Here is a 19,135-nt window from a genome sequence, read left to right on the forward strand (position 1 = left end):
GGGTGGGTTCAGGTGGTGGTGGGCGGGGGCTATGTGCGGGATGCGGCGGTGGTGGTGTGTTGGAGTTCTTGGCGGATGAGCTGGTAGGTCAAGGCGATGGCGATGATTCCACCGGTGGGGCGGTGCCAGAGAGTGAGGATGCACAGGGTGGCGGCGACCAGGAGGAGGGTGGTGCTGGTGGGGTGGCTGTGGCGTGTGGATAGGGCGCGGGCGGCTAGGTGGGCGGCGACGAGGAGGAAGTTGGTGGTGAGACAGAAGGGGTGGGCTGCGTAGATGGATGTCATGGCGCAGGAGGTGACGAGGAGCCAGGGGATGAGGGTGCATGAGGAGGTGTCGATGCTGGTGGGTGGTTTTTTGCTCATGTGTGGCTCCGTGTAGCTGGGGTTGGCCTGGTGTTTTGGCGCGGGGGCTATGGGAGCGACTGTAATGACCTAGCTCGAATATTGTTGCGCTCTAAGGATTTTCGACACCTATGGGGGAGTGGTGTAGGTGGCTGTATGTCGGTTGAAGGGATCGCGCGGCGCACCGGGCATGGAATACAGCTTTGCCCCTCCGGTAAAGGCTTCGCGTGTTGGGCGCTGCAGTGACGGCGGCCAACACGCTGTCAAGTACGGCTTCAAAGGTGTGCCGGAGGTCAGGTCTGGTGGCGTCGCGCTCGCGGTTGCAGACGTAGCGGTGGGTTGCCTCGCATGAAGGCCGTGACGCCTCGTGCACATCCTGCCGTTGAAGTGGGCTGTTGGATTCTGTCGATTGTGACGTCGCTGATGGCCAGCTAGACCAGCGGCGAAATCACATGGCTGTTACTTCGTGGCAATGGTGTGCCGACTTCGCCATGGGCCGCCAGAACCTCTTGAGGGAGCTCGCGCGTGGCGATGGAAATGCCTAACTGGGGGCGCGTAAATGATTATTCCTTGCCGCTTTTGTGGGTTGGCAAGGGTGGCAGCTAAGTCGGTTGTGTCAGCGGACGGGCTTTTAACAGCATCATCGGGGGCATAGTGACTACGGCAGCGAAGTCTGCGATGTTCGCTCGGTTCTGGGCAGCACAAACAATCTCTCAGTTCGGGCAGCGTTTTGGGTTGTTTTCCCTCCCGATTGTCGCGATTAACTTGTTTAGTGCGAGCCCAGCACAAGTTGGATACCTGACTGCCTCACTGACAGTGTGCTACCTCGTTGTAGGGCTACCCGCTGGCGCCTGGGTTGACCGCTGGAATAAGCGACGCACCATGATCTGCTCTGCATGGGTGCGCGCTACCGTCTTGGCTTTAGTTCCGCTGCTGTGGATCGCAGGAGCGCTGGAACTGCACTGGCTCTACCTCATCGGCATCGCCGTAGGGATCGCTTCAGTGTTCTTTGACGTCGCCTACCAGTCTGTAGTGCCTTTCCTCGTTGCACGCCAAGACATCGAGGCAGCTAACGCGCGCCTGGAAGGATCAACGCAGGTGGCAGCAGCAGGTGGGCCAGCGATTGCGGGATCCTTGGTGCCCGTGGTTGGTGCGCCCCTACTTATCGCTATCGACGCCCTCGCATACCTGGTATGCGGATTGCTTCTCCACTTAGTCGCCGACCGTGAACCCTCCAGAAGCTCAGCTGCCTCGACCACGATCGCTCAGGATGTGCGCGAAGGACTTTCTTTTGTCGCTACGCACCCTGTGCTGCGGCGTTTGGTGGCTACCACCGGGGCGTCAAACTTTTTCTCCACCATCGTCATGACGCTCACGCCCATCCTCGTTCTGCGTGAACTCAACCTCAGCGCGACGGTCATGGGGATTGTTCTTGGCGTTGGAAGCATCGGCGGGATCGCGGGAGTAGTCATTCTCCCGGTGCTGCGCAAGTGGCTCCGCTCTGGCGCAACGATGGCGCTAGGGCTGTGTCTTGCCGTCGCTTCGACGGGGTTGTTTCCGCTCGCTGGGTGGATCGGTGCGGGCAGGCCAGCTGGTGCTATCGCCCTGCTCACGGTGGGGCAAGTTGGAATGACATTAGGCGCGGTGCTGTTCAACATCACCCAAGTAAGTACTCGCCAGAGAGTTTGCCCTCCACGGCTTCTAGGGCGAATGACGTCCTCCATCCGGTTCGTTGTATGGGGGAGCATGCCTGCCGCAGCGCTCGTCGCTGGCTGGCTCGGGTCAGGTTTGGGTGTTATCCCAGCCATGTGGGTAGGGCTTGCGGGTTCGTGCCTGACAGTTCTGCCGATCCTCGGCATGGACCGGCTCCTGCAAGAACACACAGCAGAACCATCAAGAGACGAGTAATGGCGTGGTCGTCAGCCAGATCTGGCATATGAAAGTTCTATTACCGGTAGAGCTAAACCGCATCGGTAAGTGATGAGGCGAGATAGGCGCTCGCACTGTTTCATTGGGGCAACTTGTGCTGGTTGTGCTGGCCCCTAGCCTGTGGCTGAGCGCTGGTGTGTGCGGTGCCCTGTGCCTCGCGAGATAAGTAACGGATGGTGAAGTAATGCGGGACGAGCAGCTGGCAGATTTTGTCGAACGTGTGGAGAGAGGGAATGTTGCTGGCGTAGTGGCAGAACTCGGCTCGGCTGTGCCCGAAGACTGGGGTCATGGGTGTAACTGGGATTGGAAAGAGGCCAATGGTGAGCGTTTCGACACGTTCATCCAAACTGTGCTCGCCGCTTCAGGTGCGAAGCTCTCACTCGAGCTGGTAACGGAGCTTTTGGCGAACTATGTGTTCGTACTGGTTGATCAGCCGGATGCGACGGATCGTGGTCTTGTGATGTGGGGTCGTTACCTTGCGGCCAAGGTGGATGAGGTAACCGAATATGTCACGGACGTCATGGTTACTTACTCCAAGTCGCCTGACGCTAGCTGGCCTACAGCGGATTTGGAGGAAATCGCGCGAGACAGCGCGAAGCTTTCCAAACGTCTCTCTCAGAGACCAACGGCCGACTGAACGCGATGCTTCAGGTGGCGGTGTTCGCGTAGCCGCCACCATCATGGCCGTCTCTGTCAGCTCAAATGCGCTTCGGGAACGACTTCCATTCAGAAATCGGGTTCACTGGAGCTTCGGCCCCATGCAAAAAATCGTCGTGCAGGGGACAGTCTTCAGTATTTAAGTAAGCAACGTGAGTGATCGATGTGCGGGAAATGGATATTTACAGCGCTCCTTAGCAGTCATGTTGCTAGCGATGCCGCATCCGATCCCCCTGACTTGGCACCGTGGTTTTCGAACCAAACCATTCATAGCGCATGCTCGGGTGTGGGTGGGCGGTATTCTTGCTGGAGAAAAATATAGAATTTTTTTAATTTTATGCCTAGATGGCCTGGAGGCAGGAGCGGGAAAGTGATTCACTTCAAAAATGTCGAGAAATCGTTTGGAGCCAAGTTTGTTCTTCGAGGGGTTTCTTTTTCAGTCCCAGCCGGATCGATCGTCAGCCTCATTGGCCCCAATGGCTCTGGGAAGTCCACCTTATTGCGCATCTTGCTTCAACTTGAAAAGCAGAATGCAGGAGAGGCTCTTATTGACGGGCTGACATATGCACAGTTCATTGAGAGTCGTGGCGTTGGTGTTTCTCTGGACACTATGAATCCGCATCCTTCAAGAAAAGCAATTGATCATCTGAGGTGGGTTGCCGCGACTAAGGGTCTGTCCAGTGCCTGTTGCTACGAAAAACTTAAGTTTGTTGGGCTAGAAGAGGCTGGACGTCAACGGGTCAAAAAGTTCTCACTCGGGATGAAGCAACGGCTTAGGATTGCTACTAGTCTGCTTGGAGATCCCTCAGTCCTCATTCTCGATGAGCCTGTCAATGGCCTTGATCCAGAAGGTATTGTATGGTTGCGTCATTTTCTTAAAGATTACACTGATGCGGGGAATACAGTGCTAATAACTAGTCACCTAATGAATGAATTAGAACAGCTCGCTACCTCATTTGTTTTCTTACGAGAAGGTCGAGTAGCGGAAAATATTTCCCGAGTAGCAATGAAAGATAAGTACAGCTCTCTGGAGCAGGCGTACTTCACTATTAACTCTACCGGTATCGGGAAGTGACATGAGAGAACTTAGATCAGAGGTGACACGTTTCCTGTCGTTGCCGGAAACGTACTTTGCCTTTATTCCGGTTGGTGTACTAAGTCTTGTGTTCTCTGTGTTGAATATCGATATTTTCAATGCCATTGTTTCCGGAGACCTGGAATCGCAAAACCTTGACCCCTCTTTGCTGAATAAGCCGATTTCAGAGCTGATGCTGGAGGGGTATTTAGGACCTGTATATCAAGCATCGGTTATATTAATTCCTCTGGCGCTTGCATTTGTGTTCCATATGGAATACACCAACGGGGATCATGAGATGATTTTGATCTCATCAAGCCGTATTTTACTTAGACGCACCTCGACTCTTTTCTGCTGTTCAGTGTGGGCGCTCGTTGCGAGCTTTACTGCAGCAATAGTCAACTTTGCTGCTTCTTACGCGCTGCTTGCGCCCGTGGGACGCGATGCGTTGTCCGTCGTTGATGCGCTTATCGTTTATTCAAGGGTGGCGGTATTCGCTCTGCTTTTCACTAGTTTGTCTTTGTTTGTTGGCGCACTGACGAGACGTTTATTTGTTACTGTGGGCGTACTTTTAGTGCTACTAATGGCCTCGCTTTCCGGGATTTTTAAAGTTCTGTCACCTGTGCTGCATGAAATGCTACCTCTAATTGGGGGTAAGCCATTTGCGTTTTTCGATGCCAGTGAGGGTGTTTTTACGATTGCTCAGTCTGTTGCGCTGCTGATTTGCTGGACGCTCACCTGTAGCTTTGGATACTTGCTGTTGTCTGTTTGGGGGCGTCGATGATGTTTAGCCGAATTAATTGCTATTTCTTGGCTATCCGCACCCTGCCATCATGCTGCGTGGCAATGCTCTTGCTTTTTGCTTTCGTGCCTGCTTTACAGGGGCTGGAACTAATTGGTGCTGAAATTAATGGACACGTCATCGAGATGTCTGCAGATTCCGTCTTCCCGGCTCTTTCGTATGTGTTTCTATTAGTTACCGCATGGATCTCAAGCAGTGCCTACAATCGTTTTGATGCTGAATTCTATTTGCTGTCAAGTCGAGCTCGAGTGGTACACAACTTAGTTGCGTCCATGTTGTTCTATTTAATTCTAGCCGCCTCGGTTACAATGAGCGCTTTTATTATAATGAATGCGTTCGCCGGTAAAGAATTTCAGCAAATCACTCCTTTGCAAGGGATTGTTGCTCTACTGGAATTCTCCCTCTTAGGGATTCTCGGGAACAGTGTGGGTATGGCGATTCGAAGTGGAGTGCTCTCAACTTCGTCCCTATTGATCTACTCCGTGCTTTTGGGTCCTGCAGTTATGCGCCTGTCATCGTTTGTGGCTGCCCGTGGCTTAGGGGCCCGCCTTGATGAGATGAATCATGCGAGTAGCTTCATAGGGGGGATTGTTATGGATGCGTTGTTCTACTGTCTAATTTCGCTTGCATTTCTTGCGTATTTAACTTCCCAGATTTTGGGGACTCAAAATATTAAAGAATAAACCGTGCTGCCGTGAATTCGTATTCAGATTGACTGCAGTATGGATTTTTGATTGAGCTAAGAATTTAATTCAGGGCTTGCTGTTTTTAGACGTTTTGATTGTGTCTAATTTTTCTTACCCAGTTGGCAACCTTTGCTAGAAAAGTAAATAGTGCAGCAGTTGTTTAGATTGCCTTCTCAAAGCGATTTGTGTTGGGTTCCAGAAGGTGATGGGTTACCTCCGAACATGCGTGTTTCGACGTCAAGGATCGTTAGGCCTGTTGTGAGGTACCCGGTGGCAGCCATGAACTCCTACGCGCGTTCCGACTAGATGGGGGGGCTAGTAGGGGTTCCGAGTCCACTGAATTGAATTCTGAGGTATCCGGAGAGAAGCGATGAGCGCCGCAGAGTGGACCTGGTGCGGCGCCACGCACAGTTTGACCAGTGGATTTATTGAGCGCCCCCGGCAAGATTCGAACTTGCGACACCCGCTTTAGGAGAGCGGTGCTCTATCCCCTGAGCTACGAGGGCAAATGGTCTACAAAGACCACGACCACGCTAGTCTCTCATGACTGCAGCACCAGATCCGAACCTGTGGACGCTGCGTGGTCATTGCTTTGCTGTGTCGCGAATCGCCGCGACACCGCTTCAGCAATATTTAAAAACGCCTCACGCGTTTTGGGCTTCAAATGCTCCCAATCGATCTGCCCGCCATCAGCCATATGCGGATCTGCGGGCACCACGATCAGTTCCGAACGAGCAGCCAAATGACGCTGCACCGACTTCTTATCCACGTGCGAAGACACGATGTCCTTCGACGTCAACACCACCACACAGTTGTCAGCCAGATGCACAAACCCACTGTCACGCAACCACTGAATCGACTCCATCGCACGCCGCGCACCCGTCACCGACCACGCAGCCGGAATCACCACCGTCGTCGCATGCCGCAAAATCCCACTCATCAACGGATGCGTCACCCCCGTGCCGCAATCCACATGCACATTCGAATAAAACCGCTGCACCGTCCCCAAGATCCGCTCAAAATCCTGCGACGACAACGAATCACCCAACACAGGGTTCGGCTCACCAGGCAACACCACCAACCGCCCAGCCGACACCGTAAACCGCGCCAAATCCTCCACCGAGTGCACACTCTCGATGTTGCGCGCCAATTCCGTAATGCCCGATAATTTCTTACCAACAAGACGTTCCGAAAGATCACCGGCATCAGGATTGGCATCGATCGCCAACACCGGGTCCGGGCGCAAATTCGCCAACGCAGTCGCCACCGCAGCCGTCGTCGACGTCTTCGAAATCCCACCCTTCAAGCAGAAGTACGCCGTCACATGCTTGCCATTTAACGCCGCACCGATCTGCGCCTCCCGAGCACGGCGACGTTGCTCGGCACTCGAAACCCCCGGATTCCAGCGCCCATCAGTCACCCGGTAAGCAACCCCCCTCCATCCCGTGCGAGGCACAGGAGGAGCAGGACGCAACATATGAGCGTCGATGTGCTGATCCGGCGAAATAGATGATTCCGAAGGCATGTACCGAACTTTCCTAGCGAAGACAGTGGACGACGGTTCGCGTGATATGTGGGACCTTGCCGTTAACTTCAACATTGTCAAGGAGATTCACGCAATCGTCCAGAACGACCGCCCCACACCGCAACATCCCTAAAAACCACCCGACACGCCCTGCACCATCACCCCGACCACCCCACCGGCACCCCCGCTCACACAGCACCCACACAGCAACACACACACCACGACAACAACCAGTACCCATACGTTCCAAAGAGAACCCCCCGCCAGTGGATAGGATTTCAGCGTGAGTTCAACGCCTAACGAGCCCAACGGCACCGGCACCTCCCCCGACAACACCCACGTCGCCCAGGCCCCCGCCCGCGACACCCTCAACGACCACACCGAAACCGGCCGCCCCGGCCGCGCCAACCGCGTCGCTACCGCCGTGCGCCGCTGGCAACGCGAACTCTCCGAACTAGGCGGCCCCAACACCCTCCTCTGGCACAAAGACTCCGTCGAAAGCGACCTCGAACTCACCACCGCCCACCCCGGCGGAGTCTCCATGCTCATGGCCGGCCGCGCCACTCGCCTCTCTGACCTCGTCCGCGAGCGCAGCGCATTCCTTCAAGCCTGCCGCACCGTAGAACTCATCCGCGGAAAAGCTATCGAACTCGAAGAAGAACGCGGCCTGCGCACCTGTTTCATGGCCATCGGTATGGCCACCTGGAACGTACCCGGCGCCCAACAGCGCGCCTGCGCCCCCGTTCTCATCCGCTCCTGCACCCTGCACCCCGTCGATCCCGCCCACCGTGACTACGACATCGACCTGGGCGATGATCTCGACCTCAACCCCGTCCTGGTCAACTATCTCGCCAGCCGTGGCATCACCATCGACCCCGAAAACATCGTCGACCTCGCCTACACTTCGCAACGCTTCGACCCTCAACCGGTCTTCCGTGAAATCCAACGACTCGGAGCCGAACTCGATGACCTCAAAGTCATCGACCGTAAAGTCGTCAGCACTTTCTCGCCAGCCAAACTGCCCATGATCGCCGACCTACGCGACCTTGGCGACACCCTTGTCGATCACGATGTCATCGCCGCCCTCGCCGGAGACACCCAAGCCAGCGAGCTCCTAGCCAACGACGACGTCACCGACAACCACGGCGACATCACTGCCGTGCGCGAACTTCTTGTCCTGGACGCCGATTCCCACCAAGAAAACGCCATCAACGCTGTCCGTGCAGGCGTATCCCTGGCCATTACCGGCGCACCTGGCACCGGCCGCACCCAGACCGTCGCCAATATTGTTGCTGGAGCCCTCGCCGTCGGTAAACGCGTCCTCGTCGTGGCCAACAAGCGCACAGCACTGGTCGACCTACACAAACGGCTCAACCAATGCGAGCTTGGCGACTTCGTCCTGGACTTCCCTGACGGAGCCCACTCACCCGCAGAACCCAGCCGCGCCTACGTCGACTCCATCTCCACCCAAACCAACGACGATGAACCCGACATCACCGACCTCACCAAACGCCACGAGCACTACCGAGCCCGCCTCGCCGCACACCGTGAACACCTCCACGCTCCCCGAACCCCGTGGGGTGTCAGCATCTTCGATGCACTCAGTGCCCGTACCCGCCTAGCTCGACGCAGCGTCCCACCCACCTCAACCGTGCGCCTGCCCGCTGAGGTCCTCAACCACATGGACCGCGCCACCTGCGAAACCGCAGGGGCAACACTCAAACAAGCAGCGCTAGCAGGTGCCTGGACACACGGCCCCCAAGATCCCTGGGCTGGGGCCCGCGTCACCGAACAAACCCAAGTCGATAGCCTCACCACCCTTGTGCGTGACCTGGCCGGTAAACGTTTCACCAACGACACCACCCGACTAGACGCCATCTTCGCCGACGTTGGCCTACCTGCCGCCACATGCCCTGCTGACTGGGCTGAAGCTCTCGCCATTCTCACCTCAGCCCGCCGCACCATGGGCATATTTTCCGAGGACGTCTACACCGCAGACCTGGACTCTCTTGTCGACGCCACCACCGACCGAGAACAACGCGAACGTGCAGGAATCACCCTGGGCTGGTGGGCCCGCAACTCCCTGACCCGCCGAGCCAAAGACCTACTACGCGAAAACCAAAACAGCCACATCAAACTCCATGCCCCCCTCGTTAGCGCCCGCGACGAACGCACCCGCTGGCAAACACTCGGCGGGCGAGGCGGGCCACGCATCCCTGATGCGCTCGATGAAGCAATCCGCCTTTGGAACGGGCTCGCTTCGGACATCGCCCGACTCGAAGAAGTCCTCGCAGCCAGCCGTGAAGGTGCAGATCTTCTACACCAGTCGGTCCCACAGGTGGCTGACCGGGTCACTCGCCTTGCCGAACACACCGACCGGCTCACCATCTTGCCTACTGTCACGCCACTACTGGACGAACTTACCCGCCTGGGGCTGCAACCCCTTGTCGATGATCTGGCCAACCGCAACGTCAAACCCGACGATGCCGTCGAAGAACTCGAACACGTTTGGTGGGAGTCAATCCTCGAAACTCTCGGTAACGAACCCACACATGAGGAAACCATTGCCGAGGCACTAGCCGAGTACATCCGCCTCGACCAGCAGTACATACGAACTGGTGGGCGTCGTGTCGCGGCACGCGCAACCAGCCGTATGAAGCACGCCAAAGTTGTCTACGCAGACCAAGCTGCCTACCTCGCTTCACAAGCACGCCAAGTCAGCCACCACGACCGTCCTCGCGACCTACTCACGTACACCGCTGACGCGCTTTTAGCTGCCCGCCCCATCTGGACGATGAGTCCCCTCGTCGTCGGTGCCACCGTCCCACCCGGACAATGGTTTGACCTGGTCATCATCGAAGGCGCCGAGCAAATCACCACAGCTGAATCCATTTCCGCTATCGCACGAGCCGGACAAGTCGTTCTCGTTGGTGACACCCACGGCCTGCCCCCGGCCCCCTTCTCGCTCACCGCATCCACTCCCGCACGTGGCGACATGGTCGCCACCAGCCAACACGCGCAGTCTGTCCTTAGCCAGCTCTCCTCGGTTCTGCCTCAGCATCGACTCGGTTGGCAATATGGATGCGACGACGAACGTATTTTCGGGTTCGCTAACCTGCACGAATACAACGAGGAGTTCGTCACCTTCGCGAGCACCCGCTCGGATCGGCCTATCGATTTGGTCACCGTCAGCGCCCCGGAAGAACACCCCGGAGACACCAGCACTGCCTTCAGCCGCGATCTCACCCGCCTTGAAGTCGCCGAAGTTGTCCGCCTGGCGCTTGAACATGCCAGGAACACACCAGAACTCAGTCTCGGTATCGCTACGGTCAGCCCTGAACACACCGTGCATATCCTCAGCGAACTGCGTCACCGACTCACCGATGAGCCTGATCCGGTTGTTCTGGCCTTCTTCGAGGCGCAAGAACACTCCACCGCAGGCCCTGAAGGCGAACCGTTCTACGTCAAAAACCTTGAACGCGTGCCCGGAGACATGCGTGACCGCATGATTTTCGCTATCGGTACCGCTGCTGGCCAAGACGGGCGAGCTCTGCACCGGGCAGGTCCGCTGGGCCTTGACGGAGGCGAACGTCGCATCAACTGTGTCGTTGCTGCAGCACGTTCCCGCTTGACCGTAGTCACCTCATTGACTGCCAGTGACCTCGACGGCGGACGCATGACAAGTCGGGGAGCCCGTGCCCTGCACGACCTCATTGCCTATGCAGATTCCGGGGGCGATCGTGAGGTGCTGCGTCGCCAAGTCGGTGGGCACGCCTCCAACGTCACTCCGTTGCGAACGATCCGACGCAGTGATGACGCCATCCTCGGCGAATTTGCGCTCCAGCTCCGCAAAGAGGGACTTGTTGTGCATGAGCGCCTCGGCAGTTCTTGTGCGCCACTGGACCTGGCTGTTGAAGACCCGTACGTGCCAGGACGCATCGTTGTCGCGATCGAGTCTGATGGGCGCCGATACGCGGACATGACTTGCACCCGTGAACGAGAACGTTTGCGTGGTGAACAGTTCGACGCGATGGGATGGGAATATGTGCGCGTGTGGAGCGAAGATCTCGCTGAAAAGCCAAGTGCTGACGTCGCTCGTGTGATTGAAGCGATCCGCACAGCCGATGCCCGAGCTGGCCGGGTGGCTGGCCGGTCGGCGCGCAATCGTTCTACCGGAACCTCGAGCGACCTATGGTGACTTCACCTCCGCCGCCGGACTCCTCGAGCGCAGAATCAGGCAAGCGCAGTATCAAAAAAGTAGGACGACGCCGCGCAGTCAGCTCACCGCCTGGAAAAGTCGACCCCATCATCGACCCGACCACAGATGACCAGAACACACCTGCTTTAGATATCTCCTCGTTGAGTGAACGCGAAAGGTGGATCCTTTCCCAACGCCCACCTCACTGGGGGTGAACATCAACGCGCATGTGAGGGAGGGGGCCACCCGATCGGGCGGCCCCCTCCCTCACGCTCGGCACTGAATCCGAGAACAGCTTCTGGTTCAGGCTTGGCGGCGCTGCGCAGCGAGCTCGTCGCGGATTTCGCGTAGAAGAGCAATGTCTTCAGAAACGACCTCGGGCTCGGGCTCGACACCCTTGGCGCGACGCTCAGCGAGTTTGTTCATCGGCAGCACGAAGATGAAGTACACAACTGCCGCGGTGATGATGAACACCACGAACGCGTTAATGATGGTCGAGAAGTTAATGAAAGTGGCCTCAGCCTTGTCCGGACGCAGCGAGAAGCCCAAACCACTGGACTGTGGTGCTCCGACAGCGTTGATGATCGGGGTGACGATCGAGGACACGAACGTGTCCACAACCTTCTGGAACGCGGAGCCAACAACCACGGCAACCGCGAGCTCGATGACGTTTCCGCGGAGAATGAAGTCCTTGAAGCCTTGGAGCATGAAAAACCTCTGTCTAAATTTTGGGGAGTGAAATGGGCTCGACCCTCGTGTGAGAGGAGAGCCCGAATGAAGGTGAAACGTACCTGTGTACGTTCTGTTACCAAGCTGATCATATCTATGTGCTTGTAGGGCAATGCACCGGACATGGCTGCGGTTCAGCGACTCCGGATGGCAAGGGTGACTGCGCCGCCGTCATGAGTTGCGGCGCCGAGCGTGGCCATGAGCTGGGGTGCTCGGTCAGCGGGGACATCAAGGATTGCTCCAGCAGTTTTGGTGTCGCTGTCCCCGGTGGGCGTGTCAACCTGAAGAACAGGCACGTCAGCGGCGATGACAGCGCCGTTGGCGGGGGAGTGGATGTCGACGTGACTTCCGGCGCGAAGGATGGAAGCTGACCCCACGTCAGCCAGGGGAATACGCACGGCACGACGGTTGGCGGGCAGTTTGTCGAAAGAGTCGGGACTGCGAAGCCGGGAGGCTGTGACAACTTCTCCAGAGGTGATGGGGGCTGTAAGCACGTTCCCGGAGGCCAGATATTCACGAGTAATGGCGTTGGCGGAGGGGGTGAGTAGGGATGCTTCGATGGGGACGGAGCGGACATCGTTCTCGGTGAGTTGTTCACCGGCTTCCATATCGCGGATGGTTACCCATGCGCTAGCTTCTGCCCCGCGTGTAAGCCCCAGAACAGTAGTGAATAGCCACACGGCAATGATGGTGAGCAGCCCCGCGAGGCCTTTGCGCAGGAGCGTGCGTCGGTAGAGCGACCGGCGGGAGGGGATGGCGCGTGTGCTGGAGTGCTGCGGAGATGGCAGAGGCATGTCGGCACGGTAGGTCGCTTCGGTGGTTGTGTTGGCGGTGCGGAGTGTGTGTTGTGGAGAACTCTGCACCGCCGTGCCGGGTTGTTAGCGATCAGCTTTTGCTGCTGGTGGATGAGGTTGATGATGCAGCTGAAGGGCTCGCGGAGCTGGAAGAGGAGGAGCTGGAGCTGCTTGTTGAACTGCTCGAGGAACTGCTTGATGAGGTGTTTGCGGAGGTAGAGCGGGAATCGTTTTTGTAGAAACCCGATCCTTTGAAGACGATCCCCACAGACGAAAACACCTTGCGCAGGTTGCCTCCGCATTCGGGGCACTCGGTAAGGGCATCGTCAGTGAAGGACTGGTGGGCTTCAAAAGCGTGGTCGCAGTTCTTGCACTGGTAGGGGTACGTGGGCATGGTGTCTCCAGGTTCGAGGCGGCCTGGGGCGCTTGTGACAAGCGCCCCAGGCCGCTATTCGTGCTTTTTCCTCCCATGTTCTCAACATGGGAGGCGGCGTGGTTAATCCGATGGTCGAGATTAGGGTGGTGACCATGCTGAGCGTCGCTGAATACCGTTCTCGTGTGTTGTCTCAGGTGGAAGTTACGGCTGCGGTGGAGTTGCCGCTGCGAGGTGCGGTGGGGCGAGTGTTAGCCGAACCGTTAGTCAGTGCGGTGGATTTGCCGGGGTTTGATAACTCGGCGATGGATGGATACGCAGTGCGGGCTGGTGATGTCGCCAACGCTGGGGAACAAACGCCCGTGTTTTTGCCGGTGCAGGCAGATATCGCGGCTGGTTCACGTGAGCGAGTGTCGCTGGCTGCAGGGACGGCGATGCGCATCATGACGGGGGCTCCGATGCCGCAGGGCGCGGATGCGGTGGTGCAGGTGGAGCACACTGATGGTGGAGTTGATCGTGTCCGGGTGGATGTGCCAGTTGCTGATGGTCGTCATGTACGTCGCCGGGGTGAGGACGTGCGTGCTGGGGAGGTTGTGATCCCTGCTGGGCGTGTTTTAGGGGCGCGGGAACTGGCGTTGGCTGCGGCGGCGGGATGTGTTTCGGCTTGGGTGTATCCGTTGCCGAAGGTGTTGATTCTTTCCACGGGTGATGAGTTGGTGCCGCTGGGGCAAATGCCTGGTTTTGGTGAAGTCGTGGACAGCAATGGGGTGATGCTGGAGGCCTTGCTGGGTTCCTGGGGGATTGAGTCGGTGCATATCAGTGGGTTGAAAGACACAGTGGAGGAGGTGTTGGGGGCGATTGATCGGGGGGTTGATCAGGGGTGCTCTGTGGTGATTTCTACTGGTGGGGTCTCGATGGGGGCCTATGACGCAGTGAAGGCTGCGTTGGCGGATCGGGGAGTGCGGTTTGAGAAGGTGGCGATGATGCCGGGTAAGCCGCAGGGATTTGGGCGTCTTGCGCTGGAAGGCGTTGAGGGTGGGGTGCCGGTGTTTACGTTGCCGGGCAATCCGGTGAGCGCTTATGTGTCTTTTTGTGTGTTTGTGTTGCCTGCGTTGCAGGCGATGGCGGGGGCTGAGCCGTGTGGCGTTCCTGTTGAGGTGGTGCAGGTGGTGGGGAAGTGCCCGCAGCCTCGGGATCGTACGCAGTTTGTGCGGGTGCGGTTGGAGCGGGATGGGTCTGGTTGTGCTGTTGCGACGGTGTTGCCTGGTCAGGGGTCGCATATGTTGCAGGCTTTAGCTGATGCTGATGGGCTTATGGAGATTCCTGCTGTTTCTGATGGTGGTGCGGTTGGAGCCTCGACGTATCGTTGCTTGGTTTTGATGGATGCCAGATTGGGAGGGCAGGTATGAGTAATCAAGGGCAGGGTGCGATGGGGTTGACGCATATTCGCGCTGATGGGTCGGCTCACATGGTTGATGTTTCGGCTAAGCCGGTGACGGCTCGGTCGGCGTCGGCAGCTGGTTCGGTGGTGTTGAGCGCGGCAGCGATTCAAGCGCTTCGGTGTGGTGAGGTGCCTAAGGGTGATGCGTTGGCGGTGGCGCGTATCGCGGGGATTCAGGCGGCTAAGCGCACTCCGGATCTTGTGCCGTTGGCTCATCCTGTGGCTGTGCATGCGGTGGAGGTGGATTTGTCTGTTGCTCAGGATCGGGTGGACATCACGGCGACTGTTCGCACAGCCGATCGCACCGGCATTGAGATGGAAGCTTTGACGTGTGTGACGGTTGCAGCGTTGACGTTGATTGACATGGTGAAAGCTGTTGATAAGCACGGTCGGATCACGGATGTGCGGGTCACTGCTAAATCGGGTGGTCGTTCGGGTGATTGGTGTGAATCACAGTGAGTGCTGCTGAGGGTCTGGGGGCGGTTGGTGTGCCGGGTCAGGCAGGGCAGGGTGAGCGGCCGCATGGTGCTGGTGGGGTAGTGGTTCCTGATCCTTTTGTGGGGCGGGCGGCGGCTCGCTCTTCTTTTGCTGATGGTGCTTCTGCTTGTGTGATCACCTGCTCGGATCGAGCTAGTTCGGGTGAGTATGAGGATGTTTCTGGCCGGATTTTGTGTGAGCGGCTTACTGCATGGGGGTTTGAGGTAGCTGCTGTTCTCGTTGGTGATGGTGAGCCTGTTCGGGAAGCTGTGGGTGCTGCTGTTCGGGCGGGGGTGCGGGTTGTGTTGACCAGCGGGGGTACGGGGGTTGCTTCGCGTGATCTGACTCCGGAGATGACCGAGGGGTTCATTGATCGTCCGTTGCCGGGGGTTGCTGAGGCGATCCGGGCGGTGGGAATTGCTCGTGGTGTGCCTACGTCGATGCTTAGTCGTGGGTGTGCGGGGATGGCTGGTGAGTCTTTTGTGGTGAATCTTCCGGGGTCTTCTGGGGCGACTCGGGATGCTCTTGATGTTTTGGCGGATGTGCTTCCGCATGTTCTTGTTCAAACGGGAAGTGTTTGAGTGGGATTGAATTTGGTTTGGGGTGAGTTTCGTTGCTTTTGTGGGCATGTGGGGGAGATTGCGATAAATCTATTTTCGATTTGATCTATGGCTGTCATTGATGCTTCTGGGGAAAAGTGCGCTAAAACGCGACTCGGCTGGATTTTTCCTGTGGATTCTCTGTGCTTAAGGGTTGCCAAGAGCATCGGATTCCATAGTTGTAATCACAGCGTTGTAACTTTTCCGTCAACACGCCGAATTCGGCGGATTGGGGCAGGTCACATGCCTATAAGGTTGGAGTGTGTCGCCGAGCAGCCTGATCTTCGTGGCCGTCGTGGCGTCGTGGGTTATTTATTTCGTGGTCCACGTCGCTCGCCGACGGGAGCAATTGGCGACCGCTCGTAATGTCGACCGCTTCTCAAATCAGATGCGTGTCTTGCAGCGTCGGGCGGTGGCCAGCGCTGATGTGGAGCCTTCCGTAAGACTGAAATCCGCGTCTTCCGGGATAGGTCGTCCACTTGTCGCGGGTGCCTCTATGCGTACGGCTCCTGTAGGGGGTCGCACTGTGATGGAGGCGATCCATGTTGACTCCGAGTCGGATCGTCAAAGCGCCGCCCATGTGCGTGCCCGTGAGATCCGTCGTAATCAAGTCCGTGCAGTGTTCCTCCTTGGGTCTTTGGTTGCCTTCCTCGTCACTGTGCCGATGGCCATACTTGGAATGGTTTCTGGCTTCATTCCGGTGAGTGCTTTCGGAGTAGCTGTATTGACATTCGTGCGGATGCGTGCGGCCGTTTTGGCTCGCCACTCCGCACGCACACGAGCAGCGGCTGCGCGCAGCCGCGAATACGAGCGAAATGTGCGTTACCGCGCTGAAGCTGCACATGAGGCACGGCCCGCTGCGCGGACCATGCCGGTGGCTCAAGAGTTCGTTGATGTTCGCGACCATCGAACCTGCGATACTCCCGCGGCGCAGGCAGCTACGTCTGTGCCGTCCCAGCTGGCAGTCGATCCGCTTTTTGCTGACGGTGGCTGGGAGCCCAAGCCGGTTCCACCTCCCACGTACACGATGAAAGCTAAGGCTCGTCGCCCGGCGGCGCCGAAGCCTGTCGCACTTCCAGCTCCCGTCGAATTTGATTACGGTGACGCGTATTACGACGACGGTGAGGGGCAGTCGAGGGTCTTGGGGGCCTGATCGATTCCGATTCGGTGTTGGCGATCAGGTGGTGCTATGGTCGGTTTCGCACCTGGGGCTGTGGCGCAGTTGGTAGCGCACCTCGTTCGCAACGAGGGGGTCAGGGGTTCGAATCCCCTCAGCTCCACCACATATGTAAAGGGTCTTTGATCAACTGATCAAAGACCCTTTACATATGTCAGAACAATTCCTCGTGTGTTGATGTGTCTCAGAAGAAGTAGAAACTGCGCCTGTGCATGTCACGCTGGCGAGATGGACGAGGACATCTTCGGGGCACCCGTAGCCGTGGAGGACGAGTTACGTCCGCCGGAGTCGTGGCCAGGAGCTGCTGGGCAAAAATCGGTAGCCCCGGACGTACCAACGTGGCCCAGCGGCCCTATCCATCTCGCGCCAGAAGGTAACAAAACCCGGCAGCGACGCACAGCACGGAAGGCACCCAGCCCTACTCCCGGCGGGTCCTGGCCAGGAGCTGAGCCCTCGCCCGTGAGTAAACCCTCCGCGGCTCAACTACAGCCTGAAACTCGGCGGTCTCGCAAGCAGGTGACCAGTCGCTCTCATGATCTGCGCGGTCGTGCTGCGCTCTCCTGGGCTTTCCTGATTCTTCTTGCGGGCGCGGCCTTAGTGGCGTGGGTTGTTTTAGATGATCAGGCGCGCATTCTTCAATTGGTGGGTTCGCTGCTACTCCTTATTGCTGCAGCGGTAGTAGGTCTCATCGCGCTGCGGCGTCGCTGACCTCCTTAAATCCAGGAGGGGAACCACATTCGGGCTCGCCAGCTCTCGTACGGAATGACTTCAGCAGCTAGTACCGGGTAGAAGAACACGAAAACAGCTGCAGCCAGAACCACGTACATGCTTACAGCGATGAGACCACTACGGCGACGTCCTGGTGATGCCGTAGCTGGGCCAATTGCCAATCCGAGGCAGTACACCACTCCCAACACCACGAACGGCAAAAAAGCCACCGAGTAAAAGGTGTAAATAGTGCGGTCCTGCAAAGTAAACCAAGGCAGGTAACCACCGGCATAGCCGGCAAGAATCGCTCCCGCCCGCCAATCACGCCGCCACGCCCACATGATGAAAAGCACAGCAATAGACAATGCTCCAGCCCACCAGATCACGGGATTTCCGAGATTAGTGATCGCTGCGCTGCAATTATCCGTTGTGCAACCAGATTGACCATTGTGGTAGCTCTGGTAATAGAAAGAGGTGGGGCGCCCCTGCACAATCCATGACCACGGATTACTCATGTAATCGTGCTTGGTGTGCAATCCGCGATGAAATTCGTACATCTGCACGTGGTAGTGCCATAGAGAACGAAGAGCATCCGGTACAAAGCTAAAAGTCTTTGCCGCGGGGTTCTCATCAGCCCAATGCCGGTCAAATCCGCTGTCTGTGAGGAACCAGCCAGTCCACGTAGCGACATACGTGAGGACCGTCGCACCGACCATAGTGACTGCCGCCTGAGGTGCTTCGATGAGCATCGCTGCGAACCACCATCGACGAATCCCCGCAGCACGACGGGCACCCATATCCCAGAAAACGGTCAACAGGCCGAATGCGACAAGAAAATACAGACCTGACCACTTCACTCCTGTGGCCAACCCCAAACTCACCCCAGCCACAAGACGCCACGGACGCAGGCCAAGCCACGGGCCAAAACGCAACCGTGGGTCATCTGCCCGCATGCCTTCGGCTCGCCATGTCCCCACAATTTCAGCGAGGCGTTCACGCGAACGGTCACGATCAATAAGCAGCGCACCGAATGCCGCAAGAGCAAAAAACATGACGAACACGTCGAGTAGGCCAGTGCGGGAGTGCACAAAATGCTGACCGTCGAAAGCCATGAGTACACCAGCGATGAGCCCCAAGGTCGTTGAACCGAAAAGACGGCGCCCGATTCGAATGATCATCAGAATCGACAACGTGCCAAAAACTGCAGAGGCGATACGCCAGCTGAACGGGTTTTCAACACCAAACGCCCACTGGCCAAAGCCAATAAGCCATTTCCCGACCGGAGGGTGGACTACGAAATCTGCCACCGGGCCAAACACGTCCGGAGTCCCGGCAGCGAAAACCTCGTCGACCTTTGGAGAGGCATTGGCGGAAGCGAGAGAGTTCTCGACACGACGTTCGTGCCCATAGAGGATCATCGACCATCCCTGCTTGACGTAGTACGTCTCGTCAAAGACAAGGGTGTTGGGGTGTGCGAGCCCGACGATGCGGATGATTCCGGCCCACAGAGTGATCGCGATGGCTGCTATCCAGTCACGAAGAAGGTTCGGGGGTCGATGACCGAGTAGTCGTTGGCGCAGCATAGTGATCTCGGCCATGTGTACATGGTAGGGGGACGTAGCTG

The 19,135-nt window shown here is 57.6% G+C and carries 18 protein-coding genes, 2 tRNA genes and 2 pseudogenes; 15 read left to right on the forward strand and 7 right to left on the reverse strand.

Annotated elements, in window-relative coordinates; all coding sequences use genetic code 11:
• Window positions 1-29: 29 nt before the first annotated feature.
• Window positions 30-362 (reverse strand): hypothetical protein, encoded by a 333-nt coding sequence (locus AC2T9U_RS02815; RefSeq protein WP_493696583.1) that lies wholly within the window; start codon window positions 360-362, stop codon window positions 30-32.
• 633 nt (window positions 363-995) lie between these two features.
• Here AC2T9U_RS02815 and AC2T9U_RS02820 point away from each other — a divergent pair.
• From AC2T9U_RS02820 to AC2T9U_RS02840, 5 genes are all read left to right on the forward strand, one after another.
• Window positions 996-2,249 (forward strand): MFS transporter, encoded by a 1,254-nt coding sequence (locus tag AC2T9U_RS02820; RefSeq protein ID WP_493696584.1) that lies wholly within the window; start codon window positions 996-998, stop codon window positions 2,247-2,249.
• A 205-nt stretch (window positions 2,250-2,454) separates the two neighbouring features.
• On the forward strand, window positions 2,455-2,907 hold the full coding sequence (locus AC2T9U_RS02825; RefSeq protein WP_493696585.1) for a hypothetical protein: 453 nt from the start codon (window positions 2,455-2,457) through the stop codon (window positions 2,905-2,907).
• A gap of 390 nt (window positions 2,908-3,297) precedes the next feature.
• Window positions 3,298-4,002, forward strand: coding sequence for an ABC transporter ATP-binding protein (locus tag AC2T9U_RS02830; protein WP_493696586.1), 705 nt, complete (start codon window positions 3,298-3,300; stop codon window positions 4,000-4,002).
• Between the two features lies 1 nt (window position 4,003).
• Entirely contained in the window at window positions 4,004-4,786 is a 783-nt protein-coding gene (locus AC2T9U_RS02835; RefSeq protein WP_493696587.1) for a hypothetical protein, read from the forward strand.
• A gap of 26 nt (window positions 4,787-4,812) precedes the next feature.
• A complete protein-coding gene (locus AC2T9U_RS02840) occupies window positions 4,813-5,487 on the forward strand; it encodes a hypothetical protein (protein WP_493696588.1) in 675 nt (224 codons plus the stop codon).
• A gap of 436 nt (window positions 5,488-5,923) precedes the next feature.
• On the opposite strand, the gene AC2T9U_RS02845 is transcribed toward AC2T9U_RS02840, so the two are convergent.
• Window positions 5,924-5,996 (reverse strand) — tRNA-Arg (locus AC2T9U_RS02845).
• Between the two features lie 35 nt (window positions 5,997-6,031).
• Window positions 6,032-7,015 (reverse strand): MinD/ParA family ATP-binding protein, encoded by a 984-nt coding sequence (locus tag AC2T9U_RS02850; protein ID WP_147279226.1) that lies wholly within the window; start codon window positions 7,013-7,015, stop codon window positions 6,032-6,034.
• Between the two features lie 283 nt (window positions 7,016-7,298).
• Between AC2T9U_RS02850 and AC2T9U_RS02855 the strand changes: the two genes are divergently transcribed.
• A complete protein-coding gene (locus AC2T9U_RS02855) occupies window positions 7,299-11,213 on the forward strand; it encodes a PDDEXK-like endonuclease domain-containing protein (RefSeq protein WP_493696589.1) in 3,915 nt (1,304 codons plus the stop codon).
• Complete coding sequence (locus AC2T9U_RS02860; protein WP_493696590.1) at window positions 11,207-11,428, forward strand: hypothetical protein; 222 nt, start codon at window positions 11,207-11,209, stop codon at window positions 11,426-11,428. The genes AC2T9U_RS02855 and AC2T9U_RS02860 overlap by 7 nt, the downstream gene beginning before the upstream one ends.
• 88 nt (window positions 11,429-11,516) lie before the next feature.
• Here the strand turns inward: AC2T9U_RS02860 and mscL are convergent, their stop codons facing one another.
• Together mscL and AC2T9U_RS02870 are read right to left on the reverse strand one after the other, a co-directional pair.
• Window positions 11,517-11,921 (reverse strand): large conductance mechanosensitive channel protein MscL, encoded by a 405-nt coding sequence (mscL, locus tag AC2T9U_RS02865; protein WP_208303770.1) that lies wholly within the window; start codon window positions 11,919-11,921, stop codon window positions 11,517-11,519.
• A 155-nt stretch (window positions 11,922-12,076) separates the two neighbouring features.
• Window positions 12,077-12,736, reverse strand: a complete 660-nt coding sequence (locus AC2T9U_RS02870) for an SAF domain-containing protein (protein ID WP_493696591.1) — start codon at window positions 12,734-12,736, stop codon at window positions 12,077-12,079.
• Between the two features lie 53 nt (window positions 12,737-12,789).
• Here AC2T9U_RS02870 and AC2T9U_RS02875 point away from each other — a divergent pair, with 53 nt between their 5' ends.
• Window positions 12,790-12,975, forward strand: coding sequence for a hypothetical protein (locus tag AC2T9U_RS02875; protein WP_306747321.1), 186 nt, complete (start codon window positions 12,790-12,792; stop codon window positions 12,973-12,975).
• A 62-nt stretch (window positions 12,976-13,037) separates the two neighbouring features.
• On the opposite strand, the pseudogene AC2T9U_RS02880 reads toward AC2T9U_RS02875, so the two are convergent.
• Window positions 13,038-13,130: pseudogene (locus AC2T9U_RS02880) on the reverse strand (FmdB family zinc ribbon protein); the annotation flags it as partial.
• A gap of 134 nt (window positions 13,131-13,264) precedes the next feature.
• Between AC2T9U_RS02880 and AC2T9U_RS02885 the strand changes: the two are divergent.
• The 7 genes and pseudogenes from AC2T9U_RS02885 to AC2T9U_RS02915 all read left to right on the forward strand — a co-directional run bounded on the left by AC2T9U_RS02885 (window position 13,265) and on the right by AC2T9U_RS02915 (window position 17,511).
• The gene (locus AC2T9U_RS02885; protein ID WP_493696592.1) at window positions 13,265-14,518 is read left to right on the forward strand and encodes a molybdopterin molybdotransferase MoeA; all 1,254 of its coding nucleotides are present in this window, start codon (window positions 13,265-13,267) and stop codon (window positions 14,516-14,518) included.
• Window positions 14,515-15,009, forward strand: a complete 495-nt coding sequence (gene moaC, locus AC2T9U_RS02890) for a cyclic pyranopterin monophosphate synthase MoaC (RefSeq protein ID WP_493696593.1) — start codon at window positions 14,515-14,517, stop codon at window positions 15,007-15,009. The genes AC2T9U_RS02885 and moaC overlap by 4 nt, the downstream gene beginning before the upstream one ends.
• Complete coding sequence (locus AC2T9U_RS02895) at window positions 15,006-15,608, forward strand: MogA/MoaB family molybdenum cofactor biosynthesis protein (RefSeq protein ID WP_493696594.1); 603 nt, start codon at window positions 15,006-15,008, stop codon at window positions 15,606-15,608. The genes moaC and AC2T9U_RS02895 overlap by 4 nt, the downstream gene beginning before the upstream one ends.
• A gap of 337 nt (window positions 15,609-15,945) precedes the next feature.
• Window positions 15,946-15,990, forward strand: a pseudogene (locus tag AC2T9U_RS02900) (hypothetical protein); the annotation flags it as partial.
• 132 nt (window positions 15,991-16,122) lie between these two features.
• On the forward strand, window positions 16,123-16,779 hold the full coding sequence (locus AC2T9U_RS02905) for a hypothetical protein (protein WP_493696967.1): 657 nt from the start codon (window positions 16,123-16,125) through the stop codon (window positions 16,777-16,779).
• A gap of 54 nt (window positions 16,780-16,833) precedes the next feature.
• Window positions 16,834-16,909, forward strand: a tRNA-Ala gene (locus tag AC2T9U_RS02910).
• A gap of 122 nt (window positions 16,910-17,031) precedes the next feature.
• Entirely contained in the window at window positions 17,032-17,511 is a 480-nt protein-coding gene (locus AC2T9U_RS02915; protein ID WP_147279222.1) for a hypothetical protein, read from the forward strand.
• Window positions 17,512-17,516: 5 nt separating this feature from the next.
• Here the strand turns inward: AC2T9U_RS02915 and AC2T9U_RS02920 are convergent, their stop codons facing one another.
• Window positions 17,517-19,109, reverse strand: coding sequence for a dolichyl-phosphate-mannose--protein mannosyltransferase (locus AC2T9U_RS02920; RefSeq protein WP_493696595.1), 1,593 nt, complete (start codon window positions 19,107-19,109; stop codon window positions 17,517-17,519).
• Window positions 19,110-19,135 lie beyond the last annotated feature (26 nt).

The organism is Dermatophilus sp. B7861-1 (genome assembly GCF_058996045.1).